General features: G+C 68.9%; 15 protein-coding genes. 10 read left to right on the top strand and 5 right to left on the bottom strand.

Features of this window, described 5'->3' with window-relative positions:
* Positions 1-156 precede the first annotated feature (156 nt).
* Positions 157-645, bottom strand: coding sequence for a ribose-5-phosphate isomerase (locus ACWCRB_RS30910; protein WP_450999180.1), 489 nt, complete (start codon positions 643-645; stop codon positions 157-159).
* Between the two features lie 212 nt (positions 646-857).
* Between ACWCRB_RS30910 and ACWCRB_RS30905 the strand changes: the two genes are divergently transcribed.
* On the top strand, positions 858-2,300 hold the full coding sequence (locus ACWCRB_RS30905) for an amino acid permease (RefSeq protein ID WP_450999179.1): 1,443 nt from the start codon (positions 858-860) through the stop codon (positions 2,298-2,300).
* A 33-nt stretch (positions 2,301-2,333) separates the two neighbouring features.
* Here the strand turns inward: ACWCRB_RS30905 and ACWCRB_RS30900 are convergent, their stop codons facing one another.
* On the bottom strand, positions 2,334-4,364 hold the full coding sequence (locus ACWCRB_RS30900) for a serine/threonine-protein kinase (protein ID WP_450999178.1): 2,031 nt from the start codon (positions 4,362-4,364) through the stop codon (positions 2,334-2,336).
* Between the two features lie 230 nt (positions 4,365-4,594).
* Between ACWCRB_RS30900 and ACWCRB_RS30895 the strand changes: the two genes are divergently transcribed.
* Positions 4,595-5,332 (top strand): hypothetical protein, encoded by a 738-nt coding sequence (locus ACWCRB_RS30895; protein ID WP_450999177.1) that lies wholly within the window; start codon positions 4,595-4,597, stop codon positions 5,330-5,332.
* A 59-nt stretch (positions 5,333-5,391) separates the two neighbouring features.
* Here ACWCRB_RS30895 and ACWCRB_RS30890 read toward each other — a convergent pair whose 3' ends face one another.
* Complete coding sequence (locus tag ACWCRB_RS30890; protein ID WP_450999176.1) at positions 5,392-5,970, bottom strand: biotin transporter BioY; 579 nt, start codon at positions 5,968-5,970, stop codon at positions 5,392-5,394.
* Between the two features lie 500 nt (positions 5,971-6,470).
* Here ACWCRB_RS30890 and ACWCRB_RS30885 point away from each other — a divergent pair, with 500 nt between their 5' ends.
* The 7 genes from ACWCRB_RS30885 (at position 6,471) to ACWCRB_RS30855 (ending at position 13,761) form a co-directional block, all read left to right on the top strand.
* Positions 6,471-7,739 (top strand): ROK family protein, encoded by a 1,269-nt coding sequence (locus ACWCRB_RS30885; RefSeq protein ID WP_450999175.1) that lies wholly within the window; start codon positions 6,471-6,473, stop codon positions 7,737-7,739.
* A gap of 235 nt (positions 7,740-7,974) precedes the next feature.
* Complete coding sequence (locus tag ACWCRB_RS30880) at positions 7,975-9,024, top strand: ABC transporter substrate-binding protein (RefSeq protein ID WP_450999174.1); 1,050 nt, start codon at positions 7,975-7,977, stop codon at positions 9,022-9,024.
* Positions 9,025-9,029: 5 nt separating this feature from the next.
* Complete coding sequence (locus ACWCRB_RS30875) at positions 9,030-9,902, top strand: ABC transporter permease (RefSeq protein WP_450999173.1); 873 nt, start codon at positions 9,030-9,032, stop codon at positions 9,900-9,902.
* Positions 9,878-10,591: an ABC transporter ATP-binding protein gene (locus tag ACWCRB_RS30870; RefSeq protein ID WP_450999172.1), complete on the top strand. Its 714-nt coding sequence runs from the start codon at positions 9,878-9,880 to the stop codon at positions 10,589-10,591. Before ACWCRB_RS30875 ends, ACWCRB_RS30870 begins: the two co-directional genes overlap by 25 nt.
* A gap of 152 nt (positions 10,592-10,743) precedes the next feature.
* Positions 10,744-12,084 (top strand): LLM class flavin-dependent oxidoreductase, encoded by a 1,341-nt coding sequence (locus ACWCRB_RS30865; RefSeq protein ID WP_450999171.1) that lies wholly within the window; start codon positions 10,744-10,746, stop codon positions 12,082-12,084.
* Between the two features lie 28 nt (positions 12,085-12,112).
* The gene (locus tag ACWCRB_RS30860) at positions 12,113-13,009 is read left to right on the top strand and encodes a TauD/TfdA dioxygenase family protein (RefSeq protein WP_450999170.1); all 897 of its coding nucleotides are present in this window, start codon (positions 12,113-12,115) and stop codon (positions 13,007-13,009) included.
* A gap of 110 nt (positions 13,010-13,119) precedes the next feature.
* On the top strand, positions 13,120-13,761 hold the full coding sequence (locus tag ACWCRB_RS30855; RefSeq protein WP_450999169.1) for a superoxide dismutase: 642 nt from the start codon (positions 13,120-13,122) through the stop codon (positions 13,759-13,761).
* A 109-nt stretch (positions 13,762-13,870) separates the two neighbouring features.
* Here ACWCRB_RS30855 and ACWCRB_RS30850 read toward each other — a convergent pair whose 3' ends face one another.
* Together ACWCRB_RS30850 and ACWCRB_RS30845 are read right to left on the bottom strand one after the other, a co-directional pair.
* A complete protein-coding gene (locus tag ACWCRB_RS30850) occupies positions 13,871-14,392 on the bottom strand; it encodes a hypothetical protein (protein ID WP_450999168.1) in 522 nt (173 codons plus the stop codon).
* A gap of 165 nt (positions 14,393-14,557) precedes the next feature.
* The gene (locus tag ACWCRB_RS30845) at positions 14,558-15,211 is read right to left on the bottom strand and encodes a mycothiol-dependent nitroreductase Rv2466c family protein (protein ID WP_450999167.1); all 654 of its coding nucleotides are present in this window, start codon (positions 15,209-15,211) and stop codon (positions 14,558-14,560) included.
* Positions 15,212-15,347: 136 nt separating this feature from the next.
* Between ACWCRB_RS30845 and pepN the strand changes: the two genes are divergently transcribed.
* Positions 15,348-17,930, top strand: coding sequence for an aminopeptidase N (pepN, locus tag ACWCRB_RS30840; RefSeq protein WP_450999166.1), 2,583 nt, complete (start codon positions 15,348-15,350; stop codon positions 17,928-17,930).
* The last annotated feature ends 61 nt before the right edge of the window (positions 17,931-17,991 follow it).

The following is a 17,991-nucleotide window of genomic DNA, read 5'->3' as shown; positions in this document are numbered from 1 at the left end:
CGCCCCCGCCGCCCCTACCCGTTCCCATCCCTGGGGGCTGCGCCCCCAGACCCCCCTTGTCGCGCTGAACGCGCTCGTCCTCAAACGCCGGACGGGCTGAAAAGCCTCAGGGGCGCGGGGAACTGCGCGATCAGCCCCCGCGCACCCGCAGCCGAACTACTGGTCCTGAGGGTGGTGCGGCGGGATTGCCGGCAGGTCGCCTGTCGTCTCGTAGGCGGTCAGCATGTCGATGCGGCGCTCGTGGCGCTCGTCGCCCGAGAACGGCGTCGCCAGGAACGTCTCCACGAACTTCGTCGCCTCGTCCTGGGGGTGCATGCGTGCGCCCACCGCGACCACATTCGCGTTGTTGTGCTGGCGGCCCAGCGACGCCGTCTCCTCGCTCCAGGCGAGCGCCGCGCGCACGCCCTTCACCTTGTTCGCCGCGATCTGCTCGCCGTTGCCGGAGCCGCCGATCACGATGCCGAGGGCGTCCGGGTCGGCCGCCGTGCGCTCTGCGGCGCGGAGGCAGAAGGGCGGGTAGTCGTCGAGGGCGTCGTAGATGTGGGGGCCGCAGTCCACGGGGTCGTGGCCGGCCTCCTTGAGCCACTCGACGAGGTGGTTCTTGAGTTCGAAGCCCGCATGGTCCGAGCCGAGATACACGCGCATGGGACGAGTGTGACATGCCTGTTTCGGGGCAGCAGCCTCGGGGGTTGATCGCGAAAACTCTACGCAACACTGCGGATCCTCAAGGAAACCTCAAGTAACGATCTGGATTCAAAGGTTCAGGAATCCCTTTGCCTCCGATTCACTGGACCAACTGTTTACGCCGTCCCCACCGGCGCGCTTCCCCGTTCACCCGGCGCAAAGGAATTCCCCCCATGACCGCTTCTCCGTCCTCCGGGCTTCAGGCCGGGCTCAAGAACCGGCATCTGTCGATGATCGCCATCGGCGGTGTCATCGGGGCCGGGCTCTTCGTCGGGTCCAGCTCCGGCATTCAGACCGCCGGGCCCGGCATCCTTCTCTCGTACGCCCTCGTCGGCACGATCGTCGTGCTGGTGATGCGGATGCTCGGCGAGATGTCCGTCGCCAACCCGACCTCCGGCTCGTTCTCCGCGCACGCAGACCGGGCGCTCGGGCGCTGGGCCGGGTTCTCCATCGGCTGGCTGTACTGGTTCTTCTGGGTTGTCGTACTGGCGGTGGAGGCCACCGCCGGCGCCACCATTCTCGAAGGGTGGATTCCCGCCGTACCGCAGTGGGCCTGGGCGCTCATCGTGATGGTCGTGCTGACCGCCACCAACCTCGTCTCCGTCGGTTCCTACGGCGAGTTCGAGTTCTGGTTCGCCGGTATCAAGGTCGTCGCCATCAGTGCCTTCGTGATTATTGGCGGGCTGGCCGTGTTCGGCGTGCTTCCCGGGGTCGACAGTGAGAAAGCCGGGCTCTCCAACCTCACCGACTCCGGCGGGTTCCTGCCCAACGGGCCCGGCGCCATCCTCACCGGTGTGCTGCTCGTCGTCTTCTCCTTCATGGGCAGCGAGATCGCCACGCTGGCCGCCGGTGAGTCCGAGGACCCGCAGCGGGCCGTCACCAAGTCCACCAACAGCATCATCTGGCGTGTCGCCGTCTTCTATCTCGGGTCGATCTTCGTCGTCGTGACCTTGTTGCCGTGGAACGACCCCTCGATCAAGGAGAAGGGCTCGTACGTCGCCGCCCTCGACTCCCTCGGTATCGCGCACGCCGGTCAGATCATGAACTTCATCGTGCTGACCTCGGTGCTGTCCTGTCTCAACTCCGGGCTCTACACGGCCTCCCGCATGGCCTTCTCGCTCGGGCAGCGCGGTGACGCGCCCAAGGCCTTCGCGCGGACCACGTCCCGTGGCGTACCGCTCGCGGCGATCGTCGCCTCGGTCGTCTTCGGCTTCGTCGCCGTCTTCTTCAACTACAAGTTCCCCGACTCGGTCTTCCTCTTCCTGGTCAACTCCTCCGGCGCCGTCGCCCTGTTCGTCTGGCTGGTCATCTGCTTCTCGCAGCTGCGCATGCGGAAGATCATCGAGCGCGAGTCCCCGGAGAAGCTCGTCGTGAAGATGTGGCTGTACCCCTATCTGACCTGGGCGACCGCCGCTCTCATCGTCTTCGTCCTCGGCTACATGCTCACCGACACCGAGCACGACGGACGCGAGACCGTGCTTCTGTCGCTGCTGGTCGCGGCCGTCGTGCTCGTCATCGCCGTCGTCCGGCAGAAGGCCGGGCGCGGGACCGTCGTCGCGGCCGGCGGTCCGGCTTCGGACGTCGCCGATGACGACGACGTCGTCAAGGTCGGTTAGCGATCCGACTGGTCTCAGTGGTCAGGGAGTTGTTCACAGCACCGTGAACGACTCCCTCACCTGTTCGTAGGTCCGTACCGCCTGCTGCTCGATCTCCTCGTGGTACCAGGTGCTGATCTGGTACGACTTCCCCTCCACGTCGAATCCGAGCAGCCGGGCGTGCCAGTGGGTGCCGTCCAGGGTGAAGGTGTACTCCCAGACGACCGCCGGATGCCCCTGGTACGTCGTCTCCGCGAGGGTGATCTTCCGGTAGTCCTGGCCCTGGCGGGCGTTGCGCTCCGACTCCTCCCAGGTCTCCAGCAGATCGCCCCGGGCGAGGGAGGACTTGGCCAGGAGTTCCTGCCTGCCGTCGGGGGACGTGTAGTGCACCTCGGCGCCCGTCTTCACGTCCCTGCGCCAACCCTTGGGCGTCGCCCACGCGTATCCGCCCGCCTCCTCGTGCGCGCCTGGCGGCAGGCTGCGCGGGCGCGACGTGCCCTCGACCGTGGGTTCGGGGGTGGGTGGGGAAGTTGTTCCGGGGGTGGTGGGGGTGGCCGAGGTCGCCGACGACGATCCCGGGGTCCATGTGTTCTTGTCGTCCGGTGAGCCGGCGGTTGAGGCCAGGACCATCCCCACCACCGCCCCTGCCGTGACCATCCCGGCCGCCACCATGCCCGTACGGCGGCGGCCCCTGCGCCGGTCGCGGCCCCGCCCGGGGTCGGACGGGCGGGCGGGACCCGGGAGTTCGCCGGGCGGCGGCTGCGGTGGCACCGTCTGCGGGGCCGTCGGGAGGGCGGCCACCTGCCGCTCCGGGGTGTGTCGTGGCTGCGCCGGCGGCTGGGTTCGGGTCTGTGTCCGTGCCTGTGTCCGTGTCTCTTCCCGCTCCTTCGTTCGGACCAGGGAGACCCCGGCCTTGCGCACGGGGATCGCCGAACCGGCCTCGGACCGTATCTCGGAGGGGACTTCGGTGGAGGCGCTGGATGCCTCCGGGGAGGCAGCGTAGGAAGGGGTTCCCAGGACGGGGGTGGCTGCCGCGTGGGCGGCGGGGATCGCGTCCGTCGGCTCCGCGGGTTCAGGTGCGGGGTCGGGCGTGGGTTCGAGTTCGGGTTCAGGTACGAGTTCGGGTTGGGGCTCCGGCTGCTCGCGGGGCTGTCGTGCGGCCCGTACGAGTGGCGCGTCCAGGTAGGCGGGGGTCGGAGTGTCCTGGGGCGGCTGTACGGGGGTGAGGGGCGCCGTGTCCGGGCGACCGTCCGGTATCTCCGGTATCTCCGGCTCGGGCTCCTCTTCCGGCTCGGGCTCGGGCTCGGGCTCGGGTGTCGGCGTCGGCGTCGGCGTCGGAAACGCCACCGGCCGCAGGGCCAGCTCCACGTCCTCCAGTGCGGGCCTGGCCGACGGTTCCTTCTCCAGGAGGGCGGCCAGGATGTCGTGCAACGGGCCTGCGGCGGCCGGGAGTTCGGGGTCCTCGTACAGGACCGCGTGGAGCGTCGCCAGGGTCGTCTCGCGGGAGAACGGGGAGCGGCCGCCCAGCGCCGCGCAGAGTGTCGCGCCCAGGGACCACACGTCGGACGGCGGGCCCTGGTGGCGGCCCGACACGCGCTCCGGGGCCATGTAGTCGGGGGAGCCTACGAGCATCCCGACCATCGTGAGGGCCTTCGCGTCCTGGATGGCGGCGATGCCGAAGTCGGTGAGGACGACCCGCTGGTCGCGTCGTTCCACGAGGACGTTGCCCGGTTTGATGTCCCGGTGCAGGACTCCCCCGGCGTGCACCTGGCGCAGTGCGGAGACCAGGCCGAGGCCGAGGCGGGCCGTGTCGGCCGGGGTCAACGGGCCGTTCTCGACGAGGAGTTGTTCGAGGGAGCGGCCGGCGACCAGCTCCATGACGATCCACAGGCGCTCACCCTCGTCCACGACGTCGTACACGCGCACGACGTTCGGGTGGTCGATCCTGGCCGTCGCCCTGGCCTCGCGGAGTGTGCGTTCGCGGCGGGTGCGGGTGTCCTCCGCGTCGAGTCCGTCGATCCGCATTTCCTTGACGGCCACCGGCCGGTCGAGCATTTCGTCGGCGGCTCGCCACACCCGCCCCATTCCCCCCTGACCAATGCTTTCGACCAGCCGATATCGGCCCGTCACCACAAGACCTGGAGCACCGCCGCCCATATTCCCCGGCAATCCTCTGCACCCCCTCAACGCACGCCCCACCAGAACCACAATGGTCACACTTCGTGCCGTACCAGCATAGTGGTGAGAAATCTTGTGGTACCTCTTCAAGTACTGCGAATTCAGGCGCAGTCCAGGGGGACCCTAGGGGGACGAACATGAGTTCTGGTCGCACGACGGTCATCGCGGGATCGCTGCTCACGGCATCTTTCTCGGCCGTGATGATCCTTTCCTTCACCGCCAGCGCGGATGACCAGGGACCCGGCAGCAGCAAGGGGGGAAAGGCGGTTGACGCGGCGCCCGAGGGCGTCAAGTTGACCACGGAACTGCCCGAGAGCATCTCCGTCGACAACAGTTCGAAAGAAACCGCACTGACCGCCACGGTAAAGAACGAGGGGAGCAAGGAGAGCGGCGATATCCGGCTTCTGGTAGTCGGATTCGACGGTATGACGGTCAAGAACGTCCAGGGCTGTGCGGAGATTCCCGAAGCGGATCTTCCGGAAGGTTCGAACAGCGGTTTCAACTGCGCCGTCGGCAATCTGGCGGCCGGTAAGTCGAAGTCGTACGACGTGGAGGCGACGTACGACCTGGGCAAGACCGGCAAGATCTGCCTGCCCGTGCAGACGACCGACGGTGCGAAGACGTACTGGCAGCAGGGTCCGGTCCCGTTCGGTACGACGAACCCGTCGCCGAACGCCCCGGCCACCCCGTTGCTGCTCGGCACCGACAACAAGCCGGTGGCACCCGGGGGCGACGAGCTGCCGAGGACCGGCCCGGCGCGCGATCTGCTCCCGCTCGGCGCGGTCGGCGCGGCGCTGCTGTCCGCCGGGGCGGCGGGCATGTGGTGGTCGCAGCGGCGGCCTCAGCAGCAGTCGCAGCAACAGCCGCAGGGCTGATCGGCACATGGAGGAGGGGGAGGCGGAATCCGCCTCCCCCTCCTCCAACCCGCCGTTGTTCAGCTCTTGTCGACGAACTTCCAGGCCGTCGGCAGTACGCCCATCGCCAGCGCCGCCTTCAACGCGTCGCCCAGCAGGAACGGGGTGAGGCCGGCGGCGATCGCCGCGCTCGCGCTCATGTCGGCGGCCAGCGCGAGGTACGGGACGCCGATCGCGTAGATGATCGCCTCGCCGAGCAGCATCGTGCCCGCCATGCGCGGCATCGAGCGGTCGGCGCCGCGGCGGGCCAGCGCGCCCACGGCGGCGGACGCGAGCAGCATGCCGAGGATGTAGCCGAAGGACACGGACGTGCCCGAGCCGCCCTCCGCGAACCACGGCACGCCCGCGAGACCGGCCAGGGCGTAGAAGGCGAGGGCGGCGAGGCCGCGGCCCGCGCCGAGCGCCGTGCCGACGAGGAGAGCGGCGAAGGTCTGCCCGGTCACCGGCACCGGCGAACCGGGCACAGGGACGGCAATCTGGGCGGCGATCCCGACGAGCCCGGCACCGCCGAGCACGAGCGCGGCGTCCCGGACGCGGGAGGCGGGGAGCAGGTCGGCGAGGACCTGGCCGGGGCGGGCGGGGGCGACGGCGGTTGCCATGGGGACTCCGCGGGGATGTGGGTGAGCGGCAAGGGACATCGTGACGCTATCCCAGCGCCCGCGGGCCGATCACCGTCAGCGCTCGACAAAGGGGGCGACGGCGGCTTGGTGGGCTCCGGACAAACGGTGGGGGTTACACCCGGTACGGGGTGATGCCGGTCACTGAGGTGGAGTGGTTCGGGCTACGGGGATGTGCGGGGTGGCTTCTGTAGGGTTCCGCCAATCCCGGCAGCCGCTTGGACATGTGCCGTCTCGCCCGCTGGTCGCCATCTGGGCAGCGGCGGACCGTTTTGCTAGCTTCGTGCGCATGGTCGCCCAGTCCCGGTACTTCTCGTCGCGTCGCTATGTCGACCTGCGACGCGTGGGCACGGCCACCTGTCGCCGCCCCGGGTGAGGCGGCTCCGGCGCGCCTCGCTCCACAGGACTCCCTGAGTCTTCATGACTTCCCGAGTCCTTACGAGACGGCGCAGTGTCGGACCCGTTCCCCGAGGATGATCGCCATGCCCCGTGCCGCGGCACCCACCCTTGCTTCTCCCTCCTCCTCCAACTCCTCTTCTCGTCCCTCCCCTTCCCGCATATCTCGTGCCGCCGATCCCGATCGGCGGCGGACCAGCGCGAGTGTCGTTCTGCGGTCCGTGCTGGAGCACGGTCCGGTGGCGCGCAGCACCATCGCCCGGCTGACGGGACTGTCGCCCGCGTCGGTGACGGACTACTGCGCGCGGTTCGCCGAACTCGGCCTGATCCGTGAGGAGTCCGCGCCCCGGCGGTCGAACGGGGTGGGACGTCCGCACGTTCCCGTCGACCTGGACAGCTCCCGGTTCGTCGTGGGCGGAGTTCATGTGGCCGTGCCGTACACGACGGTCGCGCTGCTCGATCTGCGCGGACGGGTGGTGGCCCAGCGGGAGTTGAAGCACGAGCGCACCGACCCCGGGTGGGTGCTCGCGCGGGCCGCCGAGGGGCTGCGGGCGCTGCTGGACGGCGCCCCCGCCTGCCGGGCGCTCGGGGTCGGCGTGGCCGTGGGCGGCTGGGTGGACCGGGAGTCCGGGACCGTCGTCGAACACCCGATGCTGGGCTGGCGGGACGTGGCCGTGCGGGAGGCGCTCGGGGCCCGTACCGGGCTGCCGGTCCATGTGGACGGGCACGCGCGGGCGTTGGTCAACGGGGAGCGGCTGTTCGGGCCGGCGCGGGGCAGCGGGAGCGTGCTGCATCTGTTCGTCGGCAATGTGGTCGACGCGGCGTTCGCGACCAACGACGAGGTGCACCACGGTCCGCGTTCCCAGTCGGGTGCCATCGCCCATCTGCCGGTGCCGGGCGGTACGGAGGTCTGCGACTGCGGGCGTACGGGCTGCCTGCAGGCCGAGTTGAGCGAGCGGACGCTGTGCCGGCGGGCGCGGGAGGCGGGCGTCGTCGAGGGCACGAACCCCATGCATGTGGTCGCGGCGGCGGCCGCGGGCGACCCCGATGCCGTCGAGCTGCTGGTGCGGCGGGCGGGTGCCGTGGGGCGGGCGGCGCGGCTGCTGCTCGATGTGCTGAATCCGGAGACGGTGGTCGTGACCGAGGTCGGGACCATCTACCGCGAGGACTGCCTGGCCGCGCTGCGCGAAGGGGTCGGCGCCGACCGCGCGGCCTCCGTCGTGCCGACGAGTTTCCCGGACTCGGTGCTCGCGGTGGCGGGCGGTTCGGTGGCGCTCGATGTGCTGTACCGGGATCCGCTGGCCGCTTCACTTGAGGCTGCTTCATCTCTGGCCGCTTCACCTGTGGCTATTTAATTCAGAAACTCCGAATGTTGACAGGGGTCAGGCATGACCGGGAGCATCGTTCTCATGAGCCTCTTCGTGAGCTGTCGCACCCTTTGTTGCTGACACGTCGCCGTTGTTGCTGACACGTTGCCGCGTGTGAAGCGCTCATTTCCTTCTGTTCTTTCTGCGTGAATTCCGTTTGCCGGGCCTCGCCGTGCCCGAATTCCGCATGCATTCCTGCTTTTCGACCTCACGGAGTACTCCCATGCCAGTCGACCGACGTCTCTTCCTCACCTCCCTCCTCGGCGCCGCGGCCGGTGTCACCGGGCTCAGCGGCTGCGCCGACAGCAGTGCCGCAGCCAGCACCAAGGGTGCCTCGACCGCCGCGCTCGCCGAAAAGGTCCCGGCCGGTACGAGTCTGAAGATCTCCTCGTATCTGAACATCCAGCAACTCCAGTTCAAGCTCGCCAAGTTGGGCGACCTGCCCTTCAAGGTGTCGACCTGGGCGAACATCGGCGCCGGCCCCGATGTCATCAACGCATTCCGCGCGGGTTCTCTCGATGTCGCCAACAACGCGGGTATTCCGCCGATCCAGGCGCACTACCAGGGATACGACGCGAAGATCGTCGCGATCAACGTCACCCGTAAGCCGAACTATCTCTTCGCGACCAAGCCCGGCAGCGACATCAGGTCGGTCGCCGACTTCAAGGGCAAGAAACTCGCCTTCTCGCAGGGGCAGGCCCAGGGTGTCGTGCTCCTGCGGGCGTTGAAGCAGGCCGGGCTCGCCTACGACGAGGTCCAGCTCGTTCCGCTGACCAGCAACCAGTTCTTCACCGCGCTGCAGTCGGGCCAGGTGGACGTCGCTCCGCTGGCCAACAGCCAGTCCCCCGCGTACCTCGCGCAGTACGGCGCCAAGGGTGCCCGGGCCATCGAGACGGACGTCGTCGACCTGCTCAACCTGCTGTGGGCGCCGGTCTCCGTGCTGAACGACCCCGCGAAGGCCGCCGCGATCGCCGCGTACATCCCGTACTGGGCCAAGGGCCAGGTGTGGGCGTACGAGAACCCGGACGCCTGGAACGAGGAGTTCTACGTCAAGACGCAGAACCTGACCCTCGCCCAGGCGCAGGCGATCACGGCGCTCGCCAACAAGCCGTTGTTCCCGCCGAGTTGGGACGAGGCGATCAAGTGGGAGCAGGAGACCGCGGATCTGCTCGCGGAGGGCGGCTTCGTGAAGAAGTTCGACGTGGGTTCGCTCTTCGACCACCGCTTCGAGGGCATCGCGGCGAAGTCCGTGACTGCGGAGTACCGGAGGTGACCGCCATGACCACGTCCACGTCCACATCCACATCCACATCCACATCCACGATCGCAGCCGTGCCGGTCACCGGTGACGAGGAACTCGGCCAAGTCCGGCGGCGCCGCCGGCTCTCCCCCGGCAAGCGGCTGCCCGCCGTCCAGATCATCGGGCCCACCCTCTTCCTCGGCCTGTGGGCCGCCGCCTCCGCCGCCGGTCGGCTCGACCCGGCCGCGGTCCCGGCGCCCTGGACCGTGCTGGAGACCGGCGTCCATCTGTGGACCGACGGGACCCTGCCGACCGACATCCTGACCTCGCTGCGGCGGGCCGCCTCCGGCTTCGCGATCGGGCTGACCGCGGGCATCGTCCTCGCCCTGGCCTCCGGGCTCAGCCGGGTCGGCGAGGCGCTGATCGACGGGACGGTCCAGCTCAACCGGGCGATCCCGACGCTCGGCCTGATCCCGCTGTTCATCCTCTGGCTGGGCATCGGCGAGACGTTCAAGGTCGCGATCATCGCCATCGTCGTCTACATCCCGATCTACCTCAACACGCATTCCGCGCTGTCCGGCATCGACAGCAGGTTCGTCGAACTCGCCGAGGTGCAGGGGCTGTCGAGGCTCCAGTTCGTCCGGCAGATCGTCGTCCCCGGCGCGCTGCCCGGCTTCTTCGTGGGCCTCAGGCTCGGGGTGACCGGTTCCTGGCTGGGGCTGGTCGTCCTGGAGCAGATCAACGCCACCAACGGACTCGGCTACATGATGTTCCAGGCCCAGAACTACGGCCAGAGCGATGTCATCCTCGTCGGCCTGGCCATCTACGGCATCTTCGGCCTGGCCTCCGACAGCGCGGTCCGTCTCATCGAACGGAGGGTGCTGTCATGGCGACGCACGCTGAGCAGCTGACCCGGCCCGCCGTCCAACTCCGGGGTCTGACCCGGTCGTTCGACGGGCGGACGGTCCTCGACGGTATCGATCTCGACATCCCCGCCGGGCAGTTCGTCGCCCTGCTCGGACACAGCGGCTCCGGCAAGAGCACCTTGCTGCGGGCGGTTGCGGGGCTCGATCACGAGGTCGAGGGCAGTGGGCGGCTGACGGCCCCTGAGCGGGTGTCGGTGGTCTTCCAGGACGCGCGGCTGCTGCCGTGGCGGCGGGTGCTGGACAACGTACTGCTGGGTCTGGAGGGCAAGGAGGCCGCCGCGAAGGGGCGGGAGGCTCTTGCGGAGGTGGGGCTGAAGGGGCGGGAGCGTGCCTGGCCCAGTGAGCTGTCGGGCGGCGAGGCTCAACGGGCCGCGCTGGCGCGGTCGTTGGTGCGGGAGCCCGAACTGCTGCTTGCCGATGAGCCGTTCGGGGCGTTGGACGCGCTGACGCGGATCAAGATGCATGCGCTGCTTCGGGAGTTGTGGCGGAGGCATCAGCCGTCGGTGCTGTTGGTGACGCATGACGTGGATGAGGCGATCGTGCTGGCGGATCGGGTGCTGGTGCTGGAGGCCGGGCGGATCGGGGTCGATCTGGTCATCGATCACGAGCGGGCTCGGGAGGAGTACCGGGGGGTGTTGCTGGGGGCGCTGGGGGTGACGGCCGACGTCCGGTGAGCGTATTTGTCTCGCCCCCGCCGCCCCTACCCGTCCCATCCCTGGGGGCTGCGCCCCCAGACCCCCCTTTCGCGCTGAACGCGCTCGTCCTCAAACGCCGGACGGGCTAAAAGATCAAGCCCTGGCCGGTGCTCAAGAGCTAAGGAACATCCATGACAACCCGTCAACTCCACCTCAACGCCTTCCTCATGAGTACCGGGCACCACGAAGCCTCGTGGCGGCTGCCGGAGAGTGATCCGTACGCGCATGTCGAGTTGGAGCATTACGTTCGGCTCGCTCGGATCGCCGAGCGGGGGACGTTCGACTCTCTCTTTCTCGCCGACAGTCCGCAGTTGTGGGGCAATATCGCCCAGCGGCCGGCCGGTGCGCTGGAGCCGCTCACCCTCCTCACCGCCCTCGCCACGGCGACCACCCACATCGGGCTGATCGCCACCGCCTCCACCTCCTACAACTCGCCCTACAACCTGGCCCGGAAGTTCGCCTCCCTCGACATCATCAGCGGGGGCCGGGCGGGCTGGAACATCGTCACCACCGCCGGTGCCGAGGCCGCCCGCAACTTCGGTCTCGACGCCGAGCCCGCGCACGCCGAGCGGTACGCCCGTGCCGCCGAGTTCCTCGAGGTGGCGGGCAAGCTCTGGGACAGCTGGGAGGACGACGCGATCGTCGCCGACAAGGCCGCTGGGGTCTGGGGCGACGACTCCAAGGTGCATCCGCCCCGGCACAAGGGGAAGTACTTCAGCGTCGAGGGCGGTCTCAACGTGCCGCGTGCGCCTCAGGGTTACCCACTGCTCGTGCAAGCCGGGTCGAGTGAGGACGGGAAGGTGTTCGCCGCCCGGTACGCGGAGGCCGTGTTCACCGCCCAGCAGACCATCGAGGACGCTCAGGCCTTCTACGCCGACCTCAAGTCCCGTACGGCGGCGGCCGGTCGGGACCCCGACCACATCAAGGTGCTGCCCGGGATCGTTCCGGTGCTGGGCGGCACGGAGGCCGAGGCGCTGGCGGCCGAGCAGGTTCTGGAAGACCACATCGTGTACGCGCATGGTGTGGAGCGGTTGGAGGGGCTTCTCCAACTTCCCCTCGGGACGCTGGAGTTGGATGGTCTCCTCCCCGCCGATCTGCCTCCCGAGAGTGCCATCGAGGGCGCCAAGAGCCGCTACACGCTCGTCGTCGAGCTGGCCCGGCGCGAGCGGCTGACCGTGCGGCAGCTCATCGGGCGGCTCGGCGGGGGGCGCGGGCATCTCACCTTCGCCGGTACGCCCGAGCAGGTCGCCGACGAGATCGAGACCTGGTTCACGCGGGGTGCCGCCGACGGGTTCAACATCATGCCCGCGGTCCTGCCGTCCGGTCTCGACGCCTTCGTCGACCACGTCGTCCCGATCCTGCGCGCCCGCGGTCTGCTCCGCACCGAGTACGGGCCGCGCCGGACCCTGCGCGAGAGGTACGGCCTCCCGCGCCCCGCCAACCAGTACGCCGCCAAGCCCGCTCTCGTCTGACGAACCCCGATCTGGAAGGAAACCGCACATGTCCGGCATAGAGATTCAGAAGGTCACCGCCAACATCGGCGCCCGGGTGTCCGGTGTGGACATCGCCAAGCCCCTCGACGAGGAGCAGATCTCCGCGATCCGCGAGGCCCTCAACGTCCACAAGGCGCTGGTCTTCGACGAGGTCGATCTGGACGACGAGGGGCAGCAGGCCTTCGTCCGCCACTTCGGCGACCTCACCACCGCGCACCCCACCGTGTCGGCCGTCGACGGCGCCCCGAACGTGCTGCCGGTCGACAGCGAGCGCGGCCGGGCCGCCAACCACTGGCACACCGACGTCACGTTCGTCCTCAACCCGCCGCAGGCCAGCACCCTGCGCAGCATCACGATCCCGCCGTACGGCGGCGAGACCCTGATCGCCAGTTCGGCGGCCGCGTATCGGGATCTGCCCGAGCCGCTGCGGCAGTTGGCCGACAACCTGTGGGCCGAGCACACCAACGACTACGACTACGCGGTCCCGGACGAGGACCTCGACGAGCAACAGGCCGCCCAGCGCGCCCAGTTCACGTCCATCAACTTCCGCACCGCGCACCCGGTGGTCCGTGTCCACCCGGTGACCGGTGAACGCGGGCTGTTCATCGGCGGGTTCGCGCAGCGGATCGTCGGACTGTCGGTGGGCGAGTCCCGCAAGATCCTGGACATCTTCCAGGCGTACGTCACCCGCCCGGAGAACGTCCTGCGCCACCGCTGGTCCCCCAACCAGCTCGTCCTCTTCGACAACCGCATCACCCAGCACTACGCCATCGACAACTACGACGGACAGCCCCGCCGCCTCCACCGCGTGACCATCGCCGGCGACATCCCCGTGGGCATCGAGGGCAAGGAGAGCTACTCGATCACCGGGGATGCCTCTCACTACACCTCGGTCGCCGCCTAGGCCTGCCCCCGTCAGCGACAAAAAGACCCTCGTGCGACGCACGCGAGGGTCTTTTTGTTGCTAGCGTGTAGTTGCAATCTATATGCAATAAGAGGTCGAGGGGACCCCGCATGCCCGTGTACACGCTTCCCGAGCTGCCGTACGACTACTCCGCGCTCGCGCCCGTGATCAGCCCCGAGATCATCGAGCTGCATCACGACAAGCACCACGCGGCGTATGTGAAGGGTGCCAACGACACCCTGGAGCAGCTCGCGGAGGCGCGCGACAAGGAGTCGTGGGGGTCGGTCAACGGCCTGGAGAAGAATCTGGCCTTTCATCTCTCCGGGCACATCCTGCACTCCATTTACTGGCACAACATGACCGGTGAGGGCGGCGGTGAGCCGCTCGCCGCCGACGGTGTCGGTGACCTCGCGGACGCGATCGCCGAGTCGTTCGGGTCCTTCGCCGGGTTCAAGGCGCAGCTCACCAAGGCCGCCGCGACCACGCAGGGCTCGGGCTGGGGCGTCCTCGCCTACGAGCCGCTCTCCGGCCATCTGATCGTCGAGCAGGTCTACGACCACCAGGGCAACGCCGGTCAGGGCTCGACCCCGATCCTGGTGTTCGACGCCTGGGAGCACGCCTTCTACCTCCAGTACCGGAACCAGAAGGTCGACTTCATCGACGCCATGTGGGCCGTCGTCAACTGGCAGGACGTGGCGAAGCGCTACGCGGCCGCCAAGTCCCGTACGGATGTGCTGCTGTTGGCGCCCTGAGCCGATGGTGGTGGAGCGTCCTGCCTCGTGATCGTCTTCTCAACCTTCACCGGCGGGCGGAATGACGGGAGGCCCCCGCGAGGACGTGACTCGCGGGGGCCTCCCCCCGTCATTCCGGGTTGTCCACGACGGCGAGGTGATACGTCGTGTCGACCCAGAATCCGTTCCGGGCGGTGCCCTTGATCTCCAGGACGTACTGGCCCGGGACCAGCGGGGCGATGCCACCCCAGATCCCCCAGGCGACGCGCCTCATCAGTCCGGCCCGGAACCAGGGGGACGCGAACTCCCGCAGGGGCAGCGGGCTGCCGTTGAGGAAGGCGGAGGCCTCCTCGACAGGCAGCGTCTGCGGCTCCTTCGAGTACAGGCGGGTGTGCTGGATGTTGATCACCGGGAAGAACAGGGGCCGCCCGGACGGCACCTCACAGCGCCGGGTGACGCGACCCCCGTAGGTTCCGGCGAGGAACCAGAGGTCGGCGGGCTGCTTCCAGCCGGCGTGCTCACCGGTGGTGTCCTTCACCGGGCTGCGGCTGTCGGGAGCCGAGAGCGCCCACTTCCACCAGCGCGCCGCCAACTGCCCGCCCTCCGTCTCGTCGATCTGCCAGGACCCGTCACTCGCCGCGTCACCGCTCATACCGCCCCGCCCCTCCCGCACACGCCCTCACCAGGGCACCGGCAATGAGCGGACTTTACCGACGGGATACTCGGACTTTGCGTACGGGGTCGGTCACCGGTCGGGCCCCGTGAGAGAGGAACTCACGGGGCCCGACCGTCCGACACATGCTCACCGGAGTGCGGCTCAGAGGTTGCTGAAGTCCGGGCCCTTCGTGCGGGTGCGCTTGATCTCGTAGAAGCCGGGGACCGAGGCGACCAGGAGGGTGCCGTCCCAGAGCTTGGCGGCCTCCTCGCCCTTCGGCGCCGGGGTGACTACCGGGCCGAAGAAGGCGATCTGCTCGCCGTCGGCGCCGGGGACCGCGATCACCGGGGTGCCGACGTCCTGACCGACCTTGGAGATGCCCTCCTTGTGGGAGGCGCGCAGCTCGGCGTCGAACTCGAAGTCCTTCTGCCCGGCGTAGTCGATCAGGTCGGCGGGCAGGCCGACGTCCGCCAGGGCGCCGGCGATCGCCTCAAGGTGGTCCTCACCGTTGTTGTGGATGCGCGTGCCGAGGGCCGTGTAGAGGGGGCCGAGGACGTCGGCGCCGTGCTTCTGCCCGGCCGCCGTCGCCACGCGTACAGGCTGCCAGGCCTTCACCTTGAGCATCTCGCGGTACTCCTCGGGCAGCTCGTCGACCCTGTCCTCGTTGAGCACCGCCAGGCTCATGATGTGCCAGCGGACCTCGATGTCACGGACCTTCTCCACCTCCAGGACCCACCGGGAGGTCATCCAGGCCCAGGGACAGAGCGGGTCGAACCAGAAGTCGACGGGGGTCTTGGTCGAGGTCGTCTCGGACATGGGTCTCCTAGGAAAGGTATGCGTTGAACAGGGAACGTATCCCCGCCACCATCGCATTCCCGGGTGTCCGGTGTCAGTGGTGCGTGGCAGGATCGGTGCTGGTCGGCCGTACTGATGACAATCGAGGGAGTGCTCGGTGCCCGGTGAGAATCTGTCCCGCGACGAGGCCCGGGAGCGGGCCGCCCTGCTGTCCGTCGACGGGTACGAGGTGTTCCTCGATGTGCGGTCCGCCGTGGGGGACTCGGAGAACGGTGGCGGGCCTCGGACTTTTCGGTCCGTGACCACCATTCGGTTCCGGTGTGCCGAGCCCGGTGCCGCCAGTTTCGCCGATCTTGTCGCGCCCGCTGTCACGGCCGTCTCCCTCAACGGGCGGGATCTCGACCCGGGGGCCGTCTTCGACGGCACGCGCGTCCTGCTGGAGGATCTCGCCGCCGACAACGAGCTGGTGGTCGACGCCCAGTGCGCCTACTCCCGCACCGGCGAGGGCCTGCACCGCTTCGTCGACCCCGAGGACGGCGAGGTGTATCTGTACACGCAGTACGAGCCCGCCGACTCGCGTCGTGTCTTCGCCAACTTCGAGCAGCCCGACCTGAAGGCACCCTTCCGGTTCGAGGTGCGCGCCCCGGAGGGCTGGGTCGCCTGGAGCAACGGGCTCGGGGAACTGGTCGACGGTGTGTGGCGGTTCGGTGAGACCAAGCCGATCTCCACCTACATCACCGCCATCCTCGCGGGCCCCTATCACTACGTCACCGACTCGTACTCGCGTACGTTCGCCGACGGTACGACCCTCGACATCCCCCTCGGTGCCATGTGCCGCAAGGGTCTCGCCCCCTACTTCGACTCCGACGACGTCTTCCTCGTCACCAAGCAGGGGCTGGACTTCTTCCACGACCACTTCGACTACCCGTATCCCTTCGGGAAGTACGACCAGGCGTTCGTGCCCGAGTACAACCTCGGCGCGATGGAGAACCCAGGACTCGTCACCTTCCGCGAGGAGTTCATCTTCCGGGGGAAGGTGACGCAAGCGGCGTACGAGCGGCGGACGAACGTCATCCTGCACGAGATGGCCCACATGTGGTTCGGCGACCTCGTCACCATGGAGTGGTGGGACGACCTGTGGCTCAAGGAGTCCTTCGCCGACTTCATGGGCGCCTTCTCGCTCGTCGAGGCGACCCGTTTCACCAACGGCTGGGTCACCTTCGCCAACAACCGCAAGTCCTGGGCCTACCGCGCCGACCAGCTCCCCTCCACACACCCCATCACGGCCGACATCCGCGACCTGGAGGACGCCAAGCTCAACTTCGACGGCATCACCTATGCCAAGGGCGCCTCCGTACTCAAGCAGTTGGTGGCGTACGTCGGACGGGACGCGTTCCTCGAAGGCGCGCGGCGGTACTTCAAGCGGCACGCGTACGGCAACACGCGCCTCGGCGATCTGCTGTCGGCGCTGGAGGAGACCAGCGGGCGGGACCTGGCCTCCTGGTCGCGCGCCTGGCTGCAGACCGCCGGGGTCAACTCCCTCACCCCGCAGGTGCTGTTGAGCGCGGACGGGCTGATCACCGAGCTGGCCGTGCTCCAGGAGGCCGCCGAGTCGCATCCTGAACTCCGGCCGCACCGGGTGGCCGTCGGGCTCTACCGGCGTTCCGCGGAAGGGGCGTTGGAGCGGTACGCGCGTGCCGAGGTCGATGTCGACGGGCCCCGTACGGTCGTCGGGGAGCTGGCCGGGAGCGACGCCCCCGAGCTGGTGCTCGTCAACGACGACGACCTGACGTACTGCAAGATCCGGTTCGACGAGGGCTCGTTGGACACGCTCCGCGCGCAGCTCGGGGACCTCACCGACCCGCTCGCCCGCGCCCTGTGCTGGTCCGCGCTGTGGAACCTCACGCGGGACGCGCTGATGCCGGCCCGGGACTTCATCGACATGGTGCTGCGGTTCGCGGGGCGCGAGTCGGACATCGGCGTCCTCCAGATGCTGCACGCCTGGGCCAACACCGCGCTCACCCACTACGCGGCCCCCGACTGGCGGGAGATTGGTGAACGCCTGCTCGCCGAGGGCGCGTTGAAGGAACTGCGGCTCGCCGAACCGGGGAGCCAGCACCAGCTGACCTGGGCCCGCTTCTTCGCGGCCGTGGCCTCCAGCGAGGCCGATCTCCAGCTGCTCCAGGGGCTGTTGGAGGGCACGGCGAAGATCGACGGCCTCGACGTCGACCAGGAGGTGCGGTGGGCGTTCCTGGAACCGCTGACCTCGCACGGTGTCGCCGACGAGAAGACGCTCGGCGCCGAACTCGCCCGCGACGACACGGCGTCCGGCAAGCGCCACCAGGTCCGCTGTCTCGCCGCCCGCCCCTCGGCGGCCGTCAAGGCGCAGGCCTGGGCGCAGGTCGTCGAGTCGGACTCCCTGTCCAACGCCCTCGTCGAGGCCACCATCTCGGGCTTCGTCCAGGGCTCGCAGCGGGAGCTGCTCGCGCCGTACGCGGAGAGGTACTTCGCGGTGATCGAGCGGATCTGGGCCGACCGTTCGATCCAGATCGGGATGGATGTCGTACGGGGCCTGTTCCCGTCCCTCCAGGACTCGCCGGGGACGCTGGCGGCGACGGACGAGTGGCTGGCGAACCGGGCGGACGCGGCGCCTGCCCTGCGGCGTCTGGTCCTGGAAGCTCGGGACGATCTGGCGCGGGCGCTGCGCGCACAGGCGTGCGATGTGACAGCAGTGCTATGACCGAACAAATTGGTGGTTTGAGAAGGCACCCCTGGAGCAGGTGTGCCCCTGGGGTGCCGGG

The organism is Streptomyces sp. NPDC002156 (genome assembly GCF_053593675.1).
The sequence above is the reverse complement of the archived record's forward strand: the minus strand, read 5'-3'. Positions and strand labels throughout refer to the sequence as shown.

Excerpts from the sequence above, each read along its gene's own strand:
- ACWCRB_RS30910 (WP_450999180.1), bottom strand. The coding sequence starts at position 645 with ATGCGCGTGTATCTCGGCTCGGACCATGCGGGCTTCGAACTCAAGAAC.
- ACWCRB_RS30890 (WP_450999176.1), bottom strand. The coding sequence starts at position 5,970 with ATGGCAACCGCCGTCGCCCCCGCCCGCCCCGGCCAGGTCCTCGCCGAC.
- ACWCRB_RS30850 (WP_450999168.1), bottom strand. The coding sequence starts at position 14,392 with ATGAGCGGTGACGCGGCGAGTGACGGGTCCTGGCAGATCGACGAGACG.
- ACWCRB_RS30885 (WP_450999175.1), top strand. The coding sequence starts at position 6,471 with ATGCCCCGTGCCGCGGCACCCACCCTTGCTTCTCCCTCCTCCTCCAAC.
- ACWCRB_RS30870 (WP_450999172.1), top strand. The coding sequence starts at position 9,878 with ATGGCGACGCACGCTGAGCAGCTGACCCGGCCCGCCGTCCAACTCCGG.
- ACWCRB_RS30880 (WP_450999174.1), top strand. The coding sequence starts at position 7,975 with ATGCCAGTCGACCGACGTCTCTTCCTCACCTCCCTCCTCGGCGCCGCG.
- ACWCRB_RS30895 (WP_450999177.1), top strand. The coding sequence starts at position 4,595 with ATGAGTTCTGGTCGCACGACGGTCATCGCGGGATCGCTGCTCACGGCA.
- ACWCRB_RS30845 (WP_450999167.1), bottom strand. The coding sequence starts at position 15,211 with ATGTCCGAGACGACCTCGACCAAGACCCCCGTCGACTTCTGGTTCGAC.
- ACWCRB_RS30865 (WP_450999171.1), top strand. The coding sequence starts at position 10,744 with ATGACAACCCGTCAACTCCACCTCAACGCCTTCCTCATGAGTACCGGG.
- ACWCRB_RS30875 (WP_450999173.1), top strand. The coding sequence starts at position 9,030 with ATGACCACGTCCACGTCCACATCCACATCCACATCCACATCCACGATC.
- ACWCRB_RS30900 (WP_450999178.1), bottom strand. The coding sequence starts at position 4,364 with ATGGGGCGGGTGTGGCGAGCCGCCGACGAAATGCTCGACCGGCCGGTG.
- ACWCRB_RS30860 (WP_450999170.1), top strand. The coding sequence starts at position 12,113 with ATGTCCGGCATAGAGATTCAGAAGGTCACCGCCAACATCGGCGCCCGG.
- ACWCRB_RS30855 (WP_450999169.1), top strand. The coding sequence starts at position 13,120 with ATGCCCGTGTACACGCTTCCCGAGCTGCCGTACGACTACTCCGCGCTC.
- ACWCRB_RS30905 (WP_450999179.1), top strand. The coding sequence starts at position 858 with ATGACCGCTTCTCCGTCCTCCGGGCTTCAGGCCGGGCTCAAGAACCGG.